General features: G+C 70.2%; 15 protein-coding genes. 9 read left to right on the top strand and 6 right to left on the bottom strand.

The window, feature by feature from the left end; translation table 11 throughout:
* Positions 1 to 53: 53 nt before the first annotated feature.
* From ACOZ35_RS10405 to ACOZ35_RS10395, 3 genes are all read right to left on the bottom strand, one after another.
* Positions 54 to 929: a lysostaphin resistance A-like protein gene (locus tag ACOZ35_RS10405; protein WP_424013523.1), complete on the bottom strand. Its 876-nt coding sequence runs from the start codon at positions 927 to 929 to the stop codon at positions 54 to 56.
* Positions 930 to 1011: 82 nt separating this feature from the next.
* Positions 1012 to 1602 carry an NUDIX hydrolase gene (locus ACOZ35_RS10400; protein WP_424013522.1) on the bottom strand — a complete coding sequence of 197 codons (591 nt, stop codon included), beginning with the start codon at positions 1600 to 1602 and terminating at the stop codon, positions 1012 to 1014.
* 95 nt (positions 1603 to 1697) lie between these two features.
* Positions 1698 to 3161, bottom strand: a complete 1464-nt coding sequence (locus tag ACOZ35_RS10395; RefSeq protein ID WP_424013521.1) for a DNA polymerase Y family protein — start codon at positions 3159 to 3161, stop codon at positions 1698 to 1700.
* A 143-nt stretch (positions 3162 to 3304) separates the two neighbouring features.
* Here ACOZ35_RS10395 and ACOZ35_RS10390 point away from each other — a divergent pair, with 143 nt between their 5' ends.
* Together ACOZ35_RS10390 and ACOZ35_RS10385 are read left to right on the top strand one after the other, a co-directional pair.
* Entirely contained in the window at positions 3305 to 5092 is a 1788-nt protein-coding gene (locus ACOZ35_RS10390; protein WP_424013520.1) for a PAS domain S-box protein, read from the top strand.
* 122 nt (positions 5093 to 5214) lie between these two features.
* Positions 5215 to 6531, top strand: a complete 1317-nt coding sequence (locus ACOZ35_RS10385; protein ID WP_424013519.1) for an MFS transporter — start codon at positions 5215 to 5217, stop codon at positions 6529 to 6531.
* Between the two features lie 129 nt (positions 6532 to 6660).
* On the opposite strand, the gene ACOZ35_RS10380 is transcribed toward ACOZ35_RS10385, so the two are convergent.
* Positions 6661 to 8145, bottom strand: a complete 1485-nt coding sequence (locus ACOZ35_RS10380; protein ID WP_424013518.1) for a PAS domain S-box protein — start codon at positions 8143 to 8145, stop codon at positions 6661 to 6663.
* A gap of 149 nt (positions 8146 to 8294) precedes the next feature.
* Here ACOZ35_RS10380 and ACOZ35_RS10375 point away from each other — a divergent pair, with 149 nt between their 5' ends.
* Together ACOZ35_RS10375 and ACOZ35_RS10370 are read left to right on the top strand one after the other, a co-directional pair.
* Positions 8295 to 8573, top strand: a complete 279-nt coding sequence (locus tag ACOZ35_RS10375) for a zinc ribbon domain-containing protein (protein WP_424013517.1) — start codon at positions 8295 to 8297, stop codon at positions 8571 to 8573.
* 81 nt (positions 8574 to 8654) lie between these two features.
* Positions 8655 to 9335 carry a phosphate ABC transporter permease gene (locus tag ACOZ35_RS10370; RefSeq protein WP_424013516.1) on the top strand — a complete coding sequence of 227 codons (681 nt, stop codon included), beginning with the start codon at positions 8655 to 8657 and terminating at the stop codon, positions 9333 to 9335.
* Positions 9336 to 9357: 22 nt separating this feature from the next.
* Here the strand turns inward: ACOZ35_RS10370 and ACOZ35_RS10365 are convergent, their stop codons facing one another.
* Positions 9358 to 10215, bottom strand: a complete 858-nt coding sequence (locus ACOZ35_RS10365) for a 3-hydroxyacyl-CoA dehydrogenase family protein (protein WP_424013515.1) — start codon at positions 10213 to 10215, stop codon at positions 9358 to 9360.
* A gap of 213 nt (positions 10216 to 10428) precedes the next feature.
* Here ACOZ35_RS10365 and ACOZ35_RS10360 point away from each other — a divergent pair, with 213 nt between their 5' ends.
* The 3 genes from ACOZ35_RS10360 (at position 10429) to ACOZ35_RS10350 (ending at position 14037) form a co-directional block, all read left to right on the top strand.
* Positions 10429 to 11232, top strand: coding sequence for a class I fructose-bisphosphate aldolase (locus ACOZ35_RS10360; RefSeq protein WP_424013514.1), 804 nt, complete (start codon positions 10429 to 10431; stop codon positions 11230 to 11232).
* The gene (locus tag ACOZ35_RS10355; RefSeq protein ID WP_424013513.1) at positions 11232 to 12125 is read left to right on the top strand and encodes a class 1 fructose-bisphosphatase; all 894 of its coding nucleotides are present in this window, start codon (positions 11232 to 11234) and stop codon (positions 12123 to 12125) included. The genes ACOZ35_RS10360 and ACOZ35_RS10355 overlap by 1 nt, the downstream gene beginning before the upstream one ends.
* A 100-nt stretch (positions 12126 to 12225) precedes the next feature.
* The gene (locus ACOZ35_RS10350) at positions 12226 to 14037 is read left to right on the top strand and encodes an acyl-CoA carboxylase subunit beta (RefSeq protein WP_424013512.1); all 1812 of its coding nucleotides are present in this window, start codon (positions 12226 to 12228) and stop codon (positions 14035 to 14037) included.
* A 35-nt stretch (positions 14038 to 14072) separates the two neighbouring features.
* Here the strand turns inward: ACOZ35_RS10350 and ACOZ35_RS10345 are convergent, their stop codons facing one another.
* Entirely contained in the window at positions 14073 to 14621 is a 549-nt protein-coding gene (locus tag ACOZ35_RS10345) for a DedA family protein (RefSeq protein ID WP_424013511.1), read from the bottom strand.
* 148 nt (positions 14622 to 14769) lie between these two features.
* On the opposite strand from ACOZ35_RS10345, the gene ACOZ35_RS10340 reads away from it, so the two are divergent.
* Both ACOZ35_RS10340 and gfo6 read left to right on the top strand, forming a co-directional pair.
* Positions 14770 to 15303, top strand: a complete 534-nt coding sequence (locus ACOZ35_RS10340; RefSeq protein WP_424013510.1) for a redoxin domain-containing protein — start codon at positions 14770 to 14772, stop codon at positions 15301 to 15303.
* A gap of 42 nt (positions 15304 to 15345) precedes the next feature.
* Positions 15346 to 16440: a D-xylose 1-dehydrogenase Gfo6 gene (gfo6, locus tag ACOZ35_RS10335; protein WP_424013509.1), complete on the top strand. Its 1095-nt coding sequence runs from the start codon at positions 15346 to 15348 to the stop codon at positions 16438 to 16440.
* The last annotated feature ends 27 nt before the right edge of the window (positions 16441 to 16467 follow it).

Genomic DNA, 16467 nt, shown 5'->3' with positions numbered 1-16467 from the left:
CGCCTCGTCGAAGCCGATCGGCGTCGCGTCGAGTCCCTTTCGCCGCGTCTCTTTTAAATCGGAACGGCTCCGAGCACCGCCGGCAGGTCGCTCGGGTCCACCTGCGTCACGGTGACGTAGAGGACGGTGAAGATCACGGCGTTGTGGAGACCGTGGAGCAGCGCCGGGACGACGAGGTTCTCGGTATACTCGTACACCGCGCCGAACACCAGGCTCGGCACGAAGAGGATGACGACGGTCGTCAGCCGCGCGGAGAGGCCGCCGGTCAGCGCCATCACGTGGATGGTCGCGAAGATGGCCGACGCGAGCGCGATCGACGGGGCCGCCGGCAGCGACTCGCGGAGCCGCCCCTGGACGACGCCGCGGTAGAGGATCTCCTCGCAGGGGCCGATGACGAGGAACGAGGCCGCGATGAAAAGCGGGATGATCGCCGGGTTCCCCATCGCCAGCTCGGCGCTCTGGTTCGCCGCCGTCTCCGTCCCGAGCAGCTGGACGATCGTCGAGATCACGAGGATCAACACGAGGATCACGACCCAGCTGCCGAGGACGATCCCGATCTCCTTGAGGCTCGGGACCCGGACGCCGAGGTACGAGACGATCCCCTCGCGGTCGAGGCCCCGCCACGCGAGGTAGCCGAGGGCGAGTCCGCCGAACGCGACGTACTGGCCGAATATCAGCGTGAGCGCGACGCTCGCGACCAGTGACAGCCCGCCGACAAAGGCGTCGATCGCGAAGATGGCCACCCCGCTCGCGAGCGCGATGACCGGCCCGAGCACGCCGAGGAGCAACGCGGTCGCGACGGCGATACCCGGCGATCCGCCGGTCCGGTCGGGCCCGCCCGCGTCGTCGACGGCGTCCGGTCCGGCGCCGTCGAACTCCTCGGAGACGCCCCCGTCCGAAACCGGGTCGCCGCTGGAGGGATCTGTCATTGCCCGGAGTACGACCCGCCCGGCAAAATGGTTGTCCGTGTCGGAAGCCGCGCGGGCCACGTCGCGGATGCGTGCGCCGCGGTCACCGATGGAGGAGCTCGTACCACAGCACCGCGGTGACGGCCCGCCCGTCGCGGAGTTCGTCATCGACGACCGCGGCGAGCAGGTCGTCATACGGCACCGTCTCGACCGCGATCGACTCATTGTGGTCCAAGTCGCGCTCGGCGGTCGGCTCGCAGCCGGTCGCCAGCACGTGGTGGTGGACCGCGTTCGCCATCCCGTTCGTCGGCTCGACGGTCGTCAGCCGCTCGAACGAGTCCGCCTCGTACCCCGTCTCCTCGGCGAGCTCGCGGGCCGCGGCGAGCTCGATCGCGTCGTCGCTCGCCTCGCCGTTCGCGTTCGCTTCTCCCTCGTCCGCCGGCTCCATCGTCCCCGCGGGGATCCCGCGGTTCACCCGGCCGACCGCCTGCCGCCACTCGTCGATGACGACGACGTCGCCGTCGGGCGTCAGCGGGAGCACCACGACCGCCGGCGGCTCGTCGACGTAGTGGAACCCGTCCGTCTCGCCGTTCGGGAACCGGACTTCGTCGCGCCGCACGTCGAAGCCGGGACAGGCGTAGTCGATGTCGGTGTCGAGGGTCTCCCACGAGAGATCGGCGGCTGAATCGTCCATGGATCGCGGTCGTCGCTCGTCGCGTAAATACCCGACACCCGCGCTCGGGGGTCACGCCCGCGAGGCGGTCGCCGCGACCCGGTCGCCCCGCCCCGTCACTCCCAATCGCCGAGCGACGCCTGTCCCTCCTCGGTTCCCCGTCGCTCGCGGTCCGCGATCGATCCGGACTCGTCGCCGTCGCGGTCCGGCGGCCCGTCGACCCAGTCCGTGAGCTTGCCGCCGTCGCCGCGGTCGCTCTGATCTCCCCGGCCTTCGCGACGCTCTCGGCCGGCACCGCCGCCGTCGCCCGCGTCGAACCCGCCGAGCGTCGCCTGGTCGGTCTCGGCGAAGTCGAGCTTGGAGACGCGCACGCCCAGCTTGCGGACCCGCGCGTCGTCGAACTCGGTGAGGAGATCGAGCGCCACCTCCTCGACGAGGTCCGGGTCGTCGACCGGCCCGGGGAGGCTCCGGGCGCGGGTGTTGACGTCGAACGGCGGCTCGACCGCCTTGATCCCGATGGTGCGGTAGAGGCAGCCGCGCTCGCGGGCGCGGCGGGCCACGTCTGCGGCGAGCGCGGAGACCGTCTCTCGCTTCGTCGACTCGTCGGCGGTCGTCGGCAGCGCCGACTCGCGCGAGAGGCTCTTCGGGAGGCCGGTCGGCGTCACCTCGCGGTCGTCGTCGCCGGCGGCGCGCCGGGAGAGCTCCGGGCCGCGCTCGCCCAGCGCCTCGGCGAGGCGGTCGCGGTCGGCCGCGGCTAGGTCGCCCGCGGTCTCGATCCCCCGGTCCGCGAGCGTCTCCTCCGTCACGGGGCCGACCCCGTGGACGTCGGCGGTCGGCAGCGGCGCGAGGAACTCGGCGACCGACCCCGGCGGCACGACGACGAGGCCGTCCGGCTTGTCGGCGTCGCTGGCGACCTTCGCGGCCGACATGTTCGGCGCGACGCCGACGCTCGCCGGCACGCCCGCCTCGCGCTCGATACGGTCTTTCACGTGCCGGGCGTACCCCTCCGCGAGCGTCCGCGCCTCGGCGGGCCCGGCGGCGCCGCTCGGCGGCGGAGATTCGGGGTCGGTGTTGTCGTTGGCCCCGCCGACACCTCCCGCGACCGCCCACGAGGTCCGGTCGGTGACGTCGAGGTACGCCTCGTCGATGCTCACCTCGCGGCGGGTGTCCGCGCAGTCGCGCAGGATCTCCTTCACCTCGCCGGCCACATCCTCGTAGAAGTCGAGGTCGACAGGGAGGTACCGGCCCGTCTCCTCCGGGTCCGGCGCGTCCGGATCGTCGGGGTCGGCGTCGGCGCGGCGGGGGAGCAGCTCCAGCGCCTTCGAGATGGGCATGGCGCTGTCGACGCCGAACTCGCGGGCCTCGTAGCTCGCGGTCGCGACCGCGCCGATCGAGTCGCCCGGCTCGTACCCCATCCCGACCACGACGGGTTCGTCCGCGAGGTCGGGGTGTCGCAGCCGCTCGCAGGAGGCGTAAAAGCAGTCCATATCGACGTGGCAGACGACGCGGTCGACCGCGTCGTCGTCCTCGTCGCCGGCGCCCGGGAGCGTCTCCCCGGCACCGGGCGTCCCCCCGGTCATCGCGTTCGGGTCCGCGCTCTGCGGCCTTAAGAACCAGCCACGCGGGCCGGAAGTGGACGCGGAGCGCGCTCGGCGTCGCACGCGGATCCAGATACGATAGCCGGGGCGGTAGTCGTTTATTCCGTGCGCCCCTGTCTTCCCGCATGCCCGGAGCGATCGACGTGCTACACGTCGACGACGACCCCTCGGTCCTCGACCTCGCGGAGGCGTACCTCGAGCGGGAGCTCGACGCGGTGGCGGTGACGAGCGTGACCGACCCGGAGACCGCGTTGGAGCGGCTCGACGAGGCCGCATTCGACTGCGTCGTCAGCGACTACGACATGCCCGCGATGGACGGGCTAGAGTTCTTCGAGACGCTGCGCGAGCGCCACCGGAAGGTGCCCTTCGTGCTGTACACCAGCAAGGGGTCGGAGGAGATCGCGAGCCAGGCGCTCAACGCCGGCGTCACCGGCTACTTCCAGAAGGGCGGCCCCGAGCAGCTCCGTCGGCTCGCGAACCGCGTCGACCAGGCAGTCGAGGAGCACCGGACCAAGGAGATCGCCGACCGCTACTCGACGGTCATCGAGGCGCTCGGCTACCCCGTCTACGTCGTCGACGAGACCGGGGAGTTCCGGTTCGTCAACGAGCCGTTCGCCGAGCTCACCGGCTACGACCGCGAGGAGATCATCGGGCGGACCCCCGGATTCATCAAGGACGACGCGGCCGTCGCGGAGGCCGAAGACCGGCTCGGTACGATCCTCTCGGACGACGGCCCAGACGTCCAGCACTTCGCGGTCGACATCGTCCCAAAGGAGGGCGACCCGATCCCCTGTCGCGACCACATGGCCGCGCTGCCGTACGAGGGGGACTCCTTCGACGGGAGCGTCGGTATCCTCCGCGACGTCTCCGACGAGCGCGAGCGCCGCGAGGAGCTGGAGACGAAGACCCGCGCGCTCGACGAGGCGCCGGTCGGGATCACCATCACGGACCCCGCACAGGAGGACAACCCGATGGTGTACGTCAACGACCGGTTCGTCGACATGACGGGGTACGACCGCGAGGAGTCGATCGGCGTCAACTGCCGGTTCCTCCAGGGGCCGGACACAGAGGAAGAATCAGTCCAGGCGCTCCGCGAGGCGATCGACGCCGAGGAGTCGACGAGCGTCGAGCTGTTGAACTACCGGAAGGACGGCACGGAGTTCTGGAACCGGGTGAGCGTCGCCCCGATCTGCGACGCGGACGGCACCGTCACGCACTGGGTCGGCTTCCAGGAGGACATCACGGCGTTCAAGGAGCGCGAGGCCGCCCTCGAGCGACAGAACGACCGGCTCGACTCCTTCGCGAGCATCGTCTCGCACGACCTGCGTAACCCCCTCAACGTCGCGCAGGGGCGCGTCCAACTCGCCCATGACGCGGCTGACGGCGAGGACGAGAGCCTGTCCGCCGCGCTCGACGCGCTGGATCGGATGGAATCGATCGTCGAGCGCACGCTCACGCTGGCGCGGGAGGGGGAGACGGTCGGCGACCCCGAGCCCGTCGACCTCGCGGCGGTCGTCACCGACAGCTGGTCGACCGTCGACACCGCCGACGCGACCCTCTCCGTCGAGACCGAGCGCGAGGTGCTCGCCGACCCGGACCGCCTCCGGAACCTCTTCGAGAACCTGATGCGAAACGCGGTTGACCACGTCGGCCCGGCCGTCTCGATCCGCGTCGGCGACCTCTCGGACGGCTTCTTCGTCGAGGACGACGGGCCGGGGATCGACCCCGAAGTCGCCGACTCCCTCTTCGAACCCGGCGAGAGCGGCACCGCGGGCAACACCGGGTTCGGGCTCGCGATCGTCCAGGAGATCGCCTCCGCGCACGGCTGGACCGTCGAGGCGACGACCGGCGAGGAGGGTGGCGCGCGCTTCGAGGTTCGCGGGATCGACAAGCGGACGCCGGCGTCGCGCTGAGCGGCCGGTTCTCCGTCCGCCGCGCTGAGCGGCCGGTTCTCTAACCACCCCTGCTCGCCCGAAAGCGGATCGACTCCCCCCGTTCCCAAGCGCCTTTATCCTCCGTTTCGAACTACAGGTGGATGGGCTCGCTCTCCAGCATCGCCGAGACCGACCGTCGCGTGATCGTGTTGGCGCTCGCGCGGATGGTCGGAGCGGCCGGGAACTCCTTCCTCATCGTCGTCCTCCCGCTGTACATCACGAGCGACGTGGTCGACATCGAGGGGCTGCTCGGCACGGAGGTCGGGGTCGGCGCGGCCGCGGTCACGCTGACCGAGCCGCTGCTGATCGGGGTCGTCCTCTCGCTTTTCGGCTTCCTCAACAGCCTCTCGCAGCCGTTCACGGGGCGGATCTCGGACCGCGTCGGCAGGAGGCGCCCCTTCGTCCTCGCCGGAATATTACTCCTCGGCACCGCGAGCGGGCTGTACACGATCGCGACGAGCTACCCGGCGCTGGTCGCGCTCCGCGCGATCCAGGGACTCGGCGCGGCGCTCATCATCCCCGCGACGGTCGCCCTGGTGAACGAGTACGCCGCGAGCGACTCCGACCGCGGCGGGAACTTCGGGGTGTACAACACGTTCCGGCTCATCGGCTTCGGCTTCGGCCCGGTCCTCGCGGGCGCCGTCGTCGAGGCGGGCCCGTACGACCTCTCAGCCGTCGGCCTCCCGGTCCTCGACGGGTTCGACGCGGCCTTCGTCGCGGCCTGCGCGGGGGCGTACCTCAGCTTCACGCTCGTGTTCTTCCTCGTCCGGGACGCTGACGTCGAGGCCGAGGCGGGCGACGACGTCTCGATCCGAGTCCGCGGCGAGGATCGCCTGCTTGACCCCGTGTTCACGCTGGGGCTCGCGACGGTCGCGATGGGCGCGTGCATCGCGCTGTTCGCGACGCTCCAGAACCAGGTGAACGTCCGGCTGGACCAGGCCCCGATCTGGTTCGGCGCGCAGTTCGCGGCCGTGACGATCGCCAACGTGATCTTCCAGGTCCCGGTGGGGCGCGCCAGCGACCGGATCGGCCGGCGACCGTTCCTGCTCGCCGGGTTCGTCCTGCTCGTCCCCACGACCCTCCTCCAGGGGATCGTGACGGAGCCGGCGCTGATGATGCTCGTCCGGCTCGGGCAGGGGATCGCGGTCGCGTGCGTGTTCGCCCCGTCGCTCGCGCTCGCCGGCGACCTCGCGCGTGAGGGGGAGTCCGGGACCACCCTCTCCGTGCTCACGATGGGGTTCGGCTTCGGCGTCGCCTTGGGCCCGCTGGCGTCCGGCTGGCTCTACGGCTTCGGCTTCGTCGTCCCCTTCGCGGTCGGGGCCGCGGCCGCCGCAGTCGCCCTCGTCGGGGTGTTCACGCAGGTGGAGGAGACGCTGGACGTCGACGACGAGCCCGCAGCTGCGGCGGGCGCGGACTGAGCGAGGGCGGGAGGGCGACAACGAGGGCGGGAGGGCGACAACGAGGGCGGGAGGGCGACAACGAGGGCGGAGGGCGACAACGAGGGCGGAGAGCGACAACGAGGACGCGGATCGCACGGCGCAGTCCCCTCACTGATTGAGATCAACGTCGGTGAACTCGAACCGCGCGCCCCCGTCGGCCCCCTCGACGATTGCGACCTGCCAGCCGTGGGCCTCGGCGATCCGCTTGACGATGGTCAACCCGAACCCCGTCCCGTCGCTTTCCGAGGTGTATCCGTGGTCGAACACGTCCCCGCGAACGTCCTCAGGTATCCCCGGGCCGGAGTCTTCCACGTAGATCCCGTAGTTATCGATCCGGCCGACACGGACGGTCACGCCCGGCCCGCCGTGCTCGACTGCGTCGCCGGACTCCGTCCGGCTGTCACCGGGCGGAGCCCGGTTGCCCGAGGGACTTCGTCCCTCGCTGCTCGTGGAACCGTGTTCCACGCTGTTTCGAAACAGGTTCTCGAAGACGTGTCGGAGCCGACTCTGGTCGCCGACGATCGTGATCTCGTCTTCGATCTCGATCGTCGCCCCCTCCGTGCGGACGTTTTTCCAGCAGCTGCCGACCAAATTCGTTAGATCGAACGGTTCCAACTCCGAGACGACCCGGCCCTGTCTGGCGAGGGTGAGCGTGTCGGAGACGATCTCCTCCATCCGGTCGAGCGACCTCGTGATCGGGCCGAGGTGCTCGCTGTCGCACTCGACGGCGAGCAGCGCCGCCCGCCCCTGCGCGACGTTGAGTGGGTTTCGCAGGTCGTGAGACACCACGCCGGCGAACTCCTCTAACTGCTCGTTCTGGCTCCGCAGCTGTCGCTCCTGTTTGATCCGCTCCGTGATGTTTCGCGTGATTCCGATGATCTGAACCACCTCCCCGTTCGTGACGATCGGCGTGAGCACCGTCTGCCAGAAGCGCGCGCCTGTCTCGACGCGGAGCTCCTCCTCGTACGAGATCGGTTCGCGGGCACGGACGCACCGGCGGTAGTTCGCGTTGAGATCCGCCGCGATGTCCGCGCCGAACACGTCGGTCGGCGTCTTTCCCCGGACCTCGTCGGTCGTGATCCCGGTCTGTTCTTCGTAGGCCCGGTTCAACCGTTCGAAGCGAAACACGGGCTCCGCGTCTCCGGACTCGACGGTGAGGAAGAAGATACTGTCCTCGACGCTACCGAGGAGGGTCCTGTACTCCGCTGCGAGCCCCCGAAACCGTTGTTCCTGCCGCTTTCGCCGGGAGATGTCGCGGCTGTTCACGAGGATCCCGTCGATGTCCGGGTCGTCGAACCGATTCTGGAGGGTCGCCTCGATCCAACACCACGACCCGTCGGCTCGCCGAAACCGCGTCTCGATTGTTTGGGTGTCGCTCGGGTCGACCATGATGGCCTCGATGGCGTCGGCGACGGCGTCGCGGTCGTCGGGATGTTGGTACTCGTATCCGACCTCTCCGATCAGCTCCTCGGGCTCGTAGCCGAGCGTCTGCGTGACCGAAGGGCTCACGTACGTTATCGTCCCCTCCGAATCGATGATCGTCGGGATGTCCGAGGATTCCTCGATGAGCTTCCGATGTAAACCCCCTCCCATATGCGTGATACGGTTGGTCGAGATATAAATAGGCGCCACGGGCCGGAGACGCCGGCACCGACGACCGCATCCTCCGTATCCCGCGGCCGTTTCCCAGCAACCGCCACGTAGTCAACAGAGCCAAACCGATCACGACCGAAGCGCCTCGCGTGCCGAGCGACCGCCTCCGCTGCGTCGACTGCCGCGAGCCGATCCCCGCCGACGCGCGGATCTGCCCGCACTGCCGCACGATCCAGCCCTCGCCGCTGCTCGACGTCGGCGTCGTCGTTGCCGGCGTCTTCGCGCTGCTGTTCGGCGTCGTCCTCGCGGTTATGACGGTGGGAACCAGCCGCCTCCTCGGCTTTCTCCTCCTCGTCGTCGGCTTCGGACTGGCCGTCGGCGGCTACACGCGGTACATCGACCGGCAGGCGGCGAGTCGGGCGCGATGAAAGCGGTCGCCCCCCTTGGGGCGCGCTTCCCGTCGCCCTCGCTGCGACAATTTAAATACCAGCGACCGCCACGATACCCACATGCTCTCCCCACTTACCGGCGGCTTGGTGTTCGCGGGGCTCGCGCTCGCGTTCGTCGGCGCGGCGGTCTCCGTCTACGCGGTGACGCTGACGGGGCTGCTCGTCGGCGCCGGCGCCGGCTACCTGTTCGCGCCGAACGTCGTCGGCCTGGTCGCGGTCGACGGGCTGGCGATCACCGCCGGCGCGGTCGCGGTCGGCGGGCTCCTTGGCGGCTTCCTCGCGTACGCCGGACTCTCGTTCGCGGTGCTGGGGATCGGGGCGGTCGTCGGCGGCTTCGCCGGCCGGTTCGCGGTGGGTCCCTTCTACGCGGCGGACGCCGCGGGGATCGAGGGGACGGCGCTGCTCGTCGGCGCGACGCTCGCGGGCGTCGCGGTCGGCGCGCTGTTCGGGTTCGTCCTCACCCGGACGACGCTCGTGGTCTCAACCGCTCTCATCGGCGCGGCGGTCGCCTCGCGGTCGCTCAGGCCCGCGGACTTCCAGGCCGCGGCCGCGGAGACCACCGTCGAACCCCTCCTCTTCGACCTCTCGGCGCCCGCGTTCCTCGCGGTGTTCGTCCTCGGGGCGCTCTCGCAGCTGGGGCTGTTCAAGTTCGGCTACGTGACGAAGCTGGTCGGGATCCTGCCCGGCGCGCGCCGGTGGACGGCGGACGACAACCGCGACGGCAACGCGGACGCGGCCTGATTCGCTCCGGCGCCGGCTACCCTTATTCGTACTCGTAGAACCCGCGACCGGTCTTCTTCCCGAGGTCGCCGGCCTCGACCTTGCGCTTGAGGAGGTAGGCGGGCTTGTAGCGGTCGCCGAGCTCCTCGTGGAGCGTCTCGCTGGCGTCGAGCGCCACGTCGAGACCGATGTGGTCGGCGAGTTCGAGCGGCCCCATCGGGACGTTCGTGCCGAGCTTCATCCCGCGGTCGATGTCGGTCTTGTCCGCGACGCCCTCGTCGTACGCGCGGATCCCCTCGTTTATCCACGGCATCAGGATGCGGTTGGTGACGAAGCCGGGCTTGTCGTCGGCCTCCCACGTCTCCTTGCCCAGATCTTCGGCGAAGGCGTGCGCGAAGTCGACGACCGCGGGATCGGTGCGCTCGCCCACCACCACCTCGACGCCGTCCATGATCGGGACTGGGTTCATGAAGTGGAGGCCGACCACGTCGCTCGCGCGGTCGGTCGCGCTCGCGATCGTCGTGATCGACAGCGTGGAGGTGTTCGTCGCGAGGACGACGTCGTCGTCGGTGACGCGGTCTACGTCGGCGAACACCTCGCGTTTCACGTCGAGATCCTCGATCACGGCCTCGACGACGAGGTCGGCGGCGGCCAGGTCGTCGAGGTCGGTCGTGCCCGTAATTCGGTCGCGGATCGCGTCCGGTTCCTCGTCGAGCGCGTCCTTCCCGGCCAGCCGGTCGAGGCTGTCCGCGACGCTGTCGAGGCCGCGCTCGACGTACTCGGCCTCGACGTCGCGCATCACCACGTCGTAGCCCGCGGTCGCCGCGACCTGCGCGATGCCGTTGCCCATCGTCCCGGCGCCGACGACGCCGACGACCTCGACCTCGGAGAGTGCTCGCATGCGGACCGCTGCCGCGCCGCGGGTGGTAAGTATTGCGAAACCCCGGCCCGGGCGCGTCCCGCGCAGAGAAATTAACAATTTGAGTAGTAATTAGTGATACCGAATGATCCTCCGATACCCGACTTGAAACGCCGCTCAATCGGCCGTTTAGTTTCTTTACGCCCGACGATTCCACCGCAGGCCTTTTTATGTATGTAACGGAACTACGAACTGATGCTTCCTCACGCCGCCGACGACATCGAGCGCGACGGTAAATCCCTGATCCTCGCGTACGACCACGGGCTCGAACACGGGCCGGTCGACTTCGAACCGAACCCGGACACGGCGGACCCGGAACGGATCTTCGAGCTCGGCACCCACGAGGCCGTCACCGCGCTGGCCGTCCAGAAGGGGCTCGCGGAGGCGTACTACCCCGACTACGAGGACGAGGTAAACCTCCTGTTGAAGCTCAACGGGACCTCGAACCTCTGGATGGGAGAGCCGAACAGCGCGGTCAACTGTACAGCGGAGTACGCGGCTGAACTGGGCGCCGACGCGGTCGGGTTCACCGTCTACGGCGGGTCGAACCACGAAATCGAGATGGCCGAGGAGTTCCGCGAGGCGCAGGAGGGCGCCCGCGAACACGACATGGGCGTCGTCATGTGGTCGTACCCCCGCGGCCAGGGGCTCCGCAACGACGGCAGCCCGGACGTCATCTCCTACGGCGCGCGGCTCGGCCTGGAGCTCGGCGCCGACGTGGTGAAGGTGAAGTACCCCGGCTCCGCCGAGGCGATGGGCCACGCCGTCGAGATGGCCGGCCCCGCGGACGTCGTCATGTCCGGCGGAACGATGCGCGACGACAAGGCGTTCCTCCGGAACGTCTCGAACGCCATCGACGCCGGCGCGACCGGGATCGCCGTCGGCCGGAACGTCTTCCAGCGCGACGAGCCCGAGCGCATCCTCGACGCGCTGGAGGCCGTGATCTTCCAGGAGGTCGAGCCCGACGAGGCGCTGGCGATCGCCGAGAGCGAGGACTGATGGCGTCCCCGGACCCGACCGTCGCGGCCGTCTTCGACGCGGTCGCGGCGACCGCCCCCGAGATCCGCGACGCGCTCCCCGGCCGCCGCGTCGAGAGCGGGACGGAGAACGCCTCCGGCGAGTCGGTGCTTGCGGGCGACCTCTACGCCGACGAGCTGCTCGGCGAGGCGATCACCGCGGTCGACGGCGTCGGCTCGTTCGTCAGCGAGGAGCGCGAGACGGCGGTCGACGCGGGCGGTGCGGTCGGGAGCGGGCCGGACGACGCCTACGCGGTCGCGATCGACCCCCTCGACGGCTCCTCGAACCTGCGGTCGAACAACGCGATGGGGACCGTCGTTGGGATCTACGACGCCCCGCTGCCCGCGAGCGGCCGCGACCTCGTCGCCGCCGGCTACGTCCTCTACGGCCCGATCACGACGATGGTCGTCGCCGACGAGGCGGGCGTCCGCGAGGAGGTTGTCGCGCGCGACGGCGACGGGGTCGACCGGTCGGTCGTCGAGGCCGACCTCTCGCTGCCGGAGACCCCGACCGTCTACGGGTTCGGCGGGCGCGTCCCCGACTGGCCCGCCGACTTCCGGGCGTACGCCCGGGCGGTCGAAGACGAGCTGAAGCTCCGCTACGGCGGCGCGATGGTCGGTGACGTGAACCAGGTGCTCACCTACGGCGGCGTCTTCGCGTACCCCGCGCTCCGGAGCGCGCCGGCGGGCAAGCTCCGGCTCCAGTTCGAGGCGAACCCCATCGCGTACATCATCGAGCGCGCCGGCGGCGCCTCCTCGGACGGAACCGGCTCGATCCTTGACGTCGAGCCCGAGGCGGTCCACCAGCGCACGCCGCTGTACGTCGGCAACGAGGCGCTGATCGAGCGGCTGGAAGCCGCCGTCGACGGGGACTGAACCGGACCGCACCGTCGCCCCGAGGCTCGGTCCGTCGTCCGACGCCCGCCGCCGATCTCGCATGGAAAACTGTTTAGGACTCTCCGCAAATCTTGCGTCCATGAAAGTCCACGTCGGCGCGGCGGCGACCCCCGAGGAGGCCGAGGCGATCGCGCAGTCGCTCGCGGAACACCTCGGCGTCGGCGTCGACGTCCACATCGAGGGCGAGGAGACGCCGCTCGCGAGCGCCGAGCCGTCCGAACCGAGCTACCCGCTCGACGACGACCTCGGGCCCACGGACCGCGAGCGCGACCTCCGCGCGGAGATCGCCGACATCCGCGAGGGCGGCCCGGAGAAGTACCGCGACCGGCTCTCCGAGCAGGGGAAGCTGTTCGTCCGCGACCGCCTCGACCTCTGGTTCGGCGGCGAGGACGGGACGCGGGGCGCCGGCGACGCGAGCGCGGCCGACGGCGACCCCGCGGGCGTGAAGTTCGAAGACGGGAAGTTCGCCGCCTTCGACGACTGGCACCCCGACGCGCCCGCCGGCGAGGACGGGGAGCGCAACGAGGCGGGCGGCGACCGCCTCCCGGGCGACGGCCTGCTGACGGGCGCCGCGGCGTTTGAGGGGCGCGACGTCCACTTCATGGCCAACGACTTCACCGTGAAGGCGGGGTCGATGGCGTCGAAGGGCGTCGAGAAGTTCCTCCGGATGCAACAGCGCGCCCTGAAGACGGGGAACCCGGTCCTCTACCTGATGGACTCCTCCGGCGGGCGGATCGACCAGCAGACGGGCTTTTTCGCCAACCGCGAGGGGATCGGGAAGTACTACTACAACCACTCGATGCTCTCCGGCGCGGTGCCGCAGATCTGCGTCCTCTACGGGCCCTGTATCGCCGGCGCCGCCTACACGCCCATCTTCGCGGACTTCACCGTGATGGTCGAGGGGATGTCCGCGATGGCGATCGCCTCCCCGCGGATGGTCGAGATGGTCACCGGCGAGGAGATCGACCTGGAGGACCTCGGCGGCCCGCGCGTCCACGCCGAGGAGTCCGGCTCCGCGGACCTGATCGCGCGCGACGAGGAGCACGCCCGCGAACTGGTCGCGGACCTGATCGGCTACCTCCCGGATCAGGCGGGCGAGAAGCCCCCGAGACGCGAAACGAAGCCGCCGAAGTTCTCGCCCGAGGGGATAGACGAGCTGATCCCCGAGGCGCCGAACCGCCCGTACGACGCCCACGACCTGATCGACCGGATCGCGGACGCCGAGTCGGTTTTCGAGCTGAAAGAGGGGTACGGCCCGGAGATAGTCACGGCGTTTTGTCGGATCGACGGGCGCCCGGTCGGCGTCGTCGCCAACCAGCCCACTGAACGCTCCGGCGCCATCTTCCCGGACGCCGCGGAGAAGGCCGCGGAGTTCATCTGGACCTGCGACGCCTACGAGATCCCGCTGTTGTACCTCTGTGACACGCCCGGTTTCATGGCCGGCTCGCAGGTCGAGAAGGACGCCATCTTAGAGAAGGGGAAGAAGATGATCTACGCCACCTCCTCGGCGACGGTCCCGAAACAGACCGTCGTGGTCCGGAAGGCGTACGGCGCGGGCATCTACGCGATGGGGGGGCCCGCCTACGACCCCGAGAGCGTCATCGGGCTTCCCTCGGGCGAGATCGGGATCATGGGCCCCGAGGCCGCGATCAACGCCGTCTACGCCCGGAAGCTCGCCGAGATCGACGACCCCGAGGAGCGAGCGGCCGAGGAGCAGCGCCTGCGCGAGGAGTACCGTGAGGGGATCGACGTCCACCGGATGGCCAGCGAGGTCGTCATCGACGAAATCGTCCCGCCCTCGGACCTCCGCGCGGAGCTGGCCGCGCGGTTCGACTTCTACGAGGACGTACAGAAGGATCTGCCGGACAAGAAACACGGGACCGTTCTCTGAGCCGTACAGGCGCGAAACGGCCGATTTCGGCCGAATTACAGCGAGGCGACCAGATCGCCGCCGAACAGCCCGACCGCGCTCTCGAAACCGAGCGCGACCGCCAACCCGATCCCGAGAAGCGCGCCCGCGTACGCGACAGACCCGACCATCGACGCGACGGCGAACCGCGAGGTAGACACCGACGAGCCGCTCGCGCTGGACAGTGCGAGCCACCCGCGCGTCCCGGGGACCGCGTTCGAGGCGGCGATCGCCGGGAGCCCCCACCGGTCGAACCAGCGGTTCGCCCCGTCGAGGCGAGACGCTCCGACCGGGACCACCCTGAACTCCGTGGGGTCCACGTCGAACCGGCGGACGGCGACGAAGACGAGGATCTGGCCGACCGTCGCGCCCCCCACCGCCGCGACAAACACGGGCAACACGGCGACCGCCTCGACGCCAGCGGCGACCACCGCCGCGACGAACAGCGTCCGCGCGGGCAACACCTTCCCCACGAGGGCGCCTTCGAGGGCGAAGACGACGAAGACCGCGGCGGCACCGTAGGTGCCGACGAGGGCGAGCGCCGTCTCTACGTGGGGTTCGATCACGACTCATTTCGGTGGCCCACGCGTATAAGACTTCCACCGAGACTGCTGCTAACACCCGCCAAGACGACAGTTATTCCGTGTTTCGGGAGAGTCCGCACCGCAACGCTCGGGAGTGGCCATTTATGCCGTCACGCACGCACGTGTCTCCATGATCGGTGTCGGCGACACGGCCCCCGACTTCATCGCGCCCGCGGTCAGCGGTGAGACCGCGACCGAACTGGAGCTGTTTCGGCTCGTCGAGGCGCACGACGCCGCCGTGCTCTGTCTCGCGCCCGCAACGTTCGTGCCCGCGTGTACGGCCGAGTTCGCCGCGGTCCGCGACGCCGGGTGGGGGGACCGCGACGACCTCGCCGTCGTCGCGCTCACCGGCGACTCGCTGTACGCCGGGTTCGCGTACGCCGACCGGTTCGACCTCCCGTTCCCGGTCGTCGCCGACTTCCACGGCGGCGTCGCAGAGTCGTACGACCTCCTCGCCGGGTCGTGGGAGGGCCACTCCGACATCCCGCGCCGCGCGACGGTCGTGATCGACGGCGACTGGACGGTCCGGTTCGCCGAGGCGACGGACGACCCGCTCGACCGCGCCGACCCCGCGCCGGTCCAGCACGCGACGGAGACGCTCCGGGAGGTCGGGGTCGACGTCGACCGTCCGCGGGTGGCGTACGACGGGCCGTGGGAGCGGTGACGTCGCCGGGGTTATTTGACCCGCGCGCGCCGAGGGGTCGGCATGGAAGCCGCCTTCGCGGAGTACCTCGACGAGTTCACGCGCCGGGACTGGGAGACGCTCGATCCGGGCGCCGTCACCGACCCCGTCCGGATCGCGGTCGTCGGCCTCGGCTGGTTCGCCCGCGAGTGGGCGCTGCCCGGGATCAAGCGGTCGGCGTACACCGAGGCGACCGTTGTCACCGACGTCGACGCGGACGCGGTCGAAGCGGTCGCGGCCGAGCGCGACCTGACCGGGGTCACGCCCGAGGAATTCCGGTCGGGCGCCGTCGCCGACGAATACGACGCGGTCTACATCGCCACGCCCAACGCCACCCACCTGGAGTACGTCGAAGCCGCCGCCGGGCAGGGGAAGGCGGTCCTCTGCGAGAAGCCGCTGGAGGTGACGCCGGACCGCGCCCGTCGGCTCGTGAGCGCGTGCCGCGACGCGGACGTGCCGCTGATGGTCGGCTATCGGATGCAAACCGACCCCGCCGTCCGGCGGCTCCGCGACCTGCTCGACGCGGGCGTCGCCGGCGAGGTGACCCACGTCCACGCGACGATGTCGCAGACGATGCTCGGCGAGCTCGGCAGCGACACGGACCAGTGGCGGCTCGACCCGGAGCTGTCCGGCGGCTGCGCCGTCATGGATCTGGGCGTCTACCCGCTCAACACGACGCGGTTCGCGCTCGGCGAGGACCCGGTCCGCGTCTCCGGGCGGACCCGGTCGGAGCACGAGGCGTTCGCCGACGTCGACGAGCACGCCACGTTCCGGCTGGAGTTCCCCGGCGACGTGGACGCGCTGTGTACGGTGAGCCAGAACGCCCAGCACGCGAGCCGGCTGGAGGTCACCGGCACGGACGCCCGGCTGATTCTCGACCCGGCGTTCTACGAGCGCGAGGACCGCGGGTTCGCGGTCGTCCGCGACGGCACGCGGGTCGACGTCGACTTCGACCAGGTCCACCAGATCGAAGAGGAGTTCGCGTACTTCGGCCACCAGCTGCTGGCGGGCGAGCCGTTCCACCCGGACGGCGAGCACGCGCTCACGGACATGCGCGCGCTCGCCGGCGTCTACGAGTCGGCCGAGACGGGGAGGCCGGTCGATCTCGACGGTAACTGAGACGCGGCCTGAGCCGGGGAGATCGCG

Origin of the sequence: Halorubrum xinjiangense (assembly GCF_049604745.1) — an archaeon.
Lineage (GTDB): Archaea > Halobacteriota > Halobacteria > Halobacteriales > Haloferacaceae > Halorubrum > Halorubrum xinjiangense_A.
The sequence above is the reverse complement of the archived record's forward strand: the minus strand, read 5'-3'. Positions and strand labels throughout refer to the sequence as shown.

Excerpts from the sequence above, each read along its gene's own strand:
- ACOZ35_RS10370 (WP_424013516.1), top strand. The coding sequence starts at position 8,655 with ATGCTCTCCCCACTTACCGGCGGCTTGGTGTTCGCGGGGCTCGCGCTC.
- ACOZ35_RS10355 (WP_424013513.1), top strand. The coding sequence starts at position 11,232 with ATGGCGTCCCCGGACCCGACCGTCGCGGCCGTCTTCGACGCGGTCGCG.
- ACOZ35_RS10390 (WP_424013520.1), top strand. The coding sequence starts at position 3,305 with ATGCCCGGAGCGATCGACGTGCTACACGTCGACGACGACCCCTCGGTC.
- ACOZ35_RS10365 (WP_424013515.1), bottom strand. The coding sequence starts at position 10,215 with ATGCGAGCACTCTCCGAGGTCGAGGTCGTCGGCGTCGTCGGCGCCGGG.
- ACOZ35_RS10405 (WP_424013523.1), bottom strand. The coding sequence starts at position 929 with ATGACAGATCCCTCCAGCGGCGACCCGGTTTCGGACGGGGGCGTCTCC.
- ACOZ35_RS10400 (WP_424013522.1), bottom strand. The coding sequence starts at position 1,602 with ATGGACGATTCAGCCGCCGATCTCTCGTGGGAGACCCTCGACACCGAC.
- ACOZ35_RS10340 (WP_424013510.1), top strand. The coding sequence starts at position 14,770 with ATGATCGGTGTCGGCGACACGGCCCCCGACTTCATCGCGCCCGCGGTC.
- ACOZ35_RS10395 (WP_424013521.1), bottom strand. The coding sequence starts at position 3,161 with ATGACCGGGGGGACGCCCGGTGCCGGGGAGACGCTCCCGGGCGCCGGC.
- ACOZ35_RS10350 (WP_424013512.1), top strand. The coding sequence starts at position 12,226 with ATGAAAGTCCACGTCGGCGCGGCGGCGACCCCCGAGGAGGCCGAGGCG.
- ACOZ35_RS10360 (WP_424013514.1), top strand. The coding sequence starts at position 10,429 with ATGCTTCCTCACGCCGCCGACGACATCGAGCGCGACGGTAAATCCCTG.
- ACOZ35_RS10380 (WP_424013518.1), bottom strand. The coding sequence starts at position 8,145 with ATGGGAGGGGGTTTACATCGGAAGCTCATCGAGGAATCCTCGGACATC.
- ACOZ35_RS10385 (WP_424013519.1), top strand. The coding sequence starts at position 5,215 with ATGGGCTCGCTCTCCAGCATCGCCGAGACCGACCGTCGCGTGATCGTG.
- gfo6 (WP_424013509.1), top strand. The coding sequence starts at position 15,346 with ATGGAAGCCGCCTTCGCGGAGTACCTCGACGAGTTCACGCGCCGGGAC.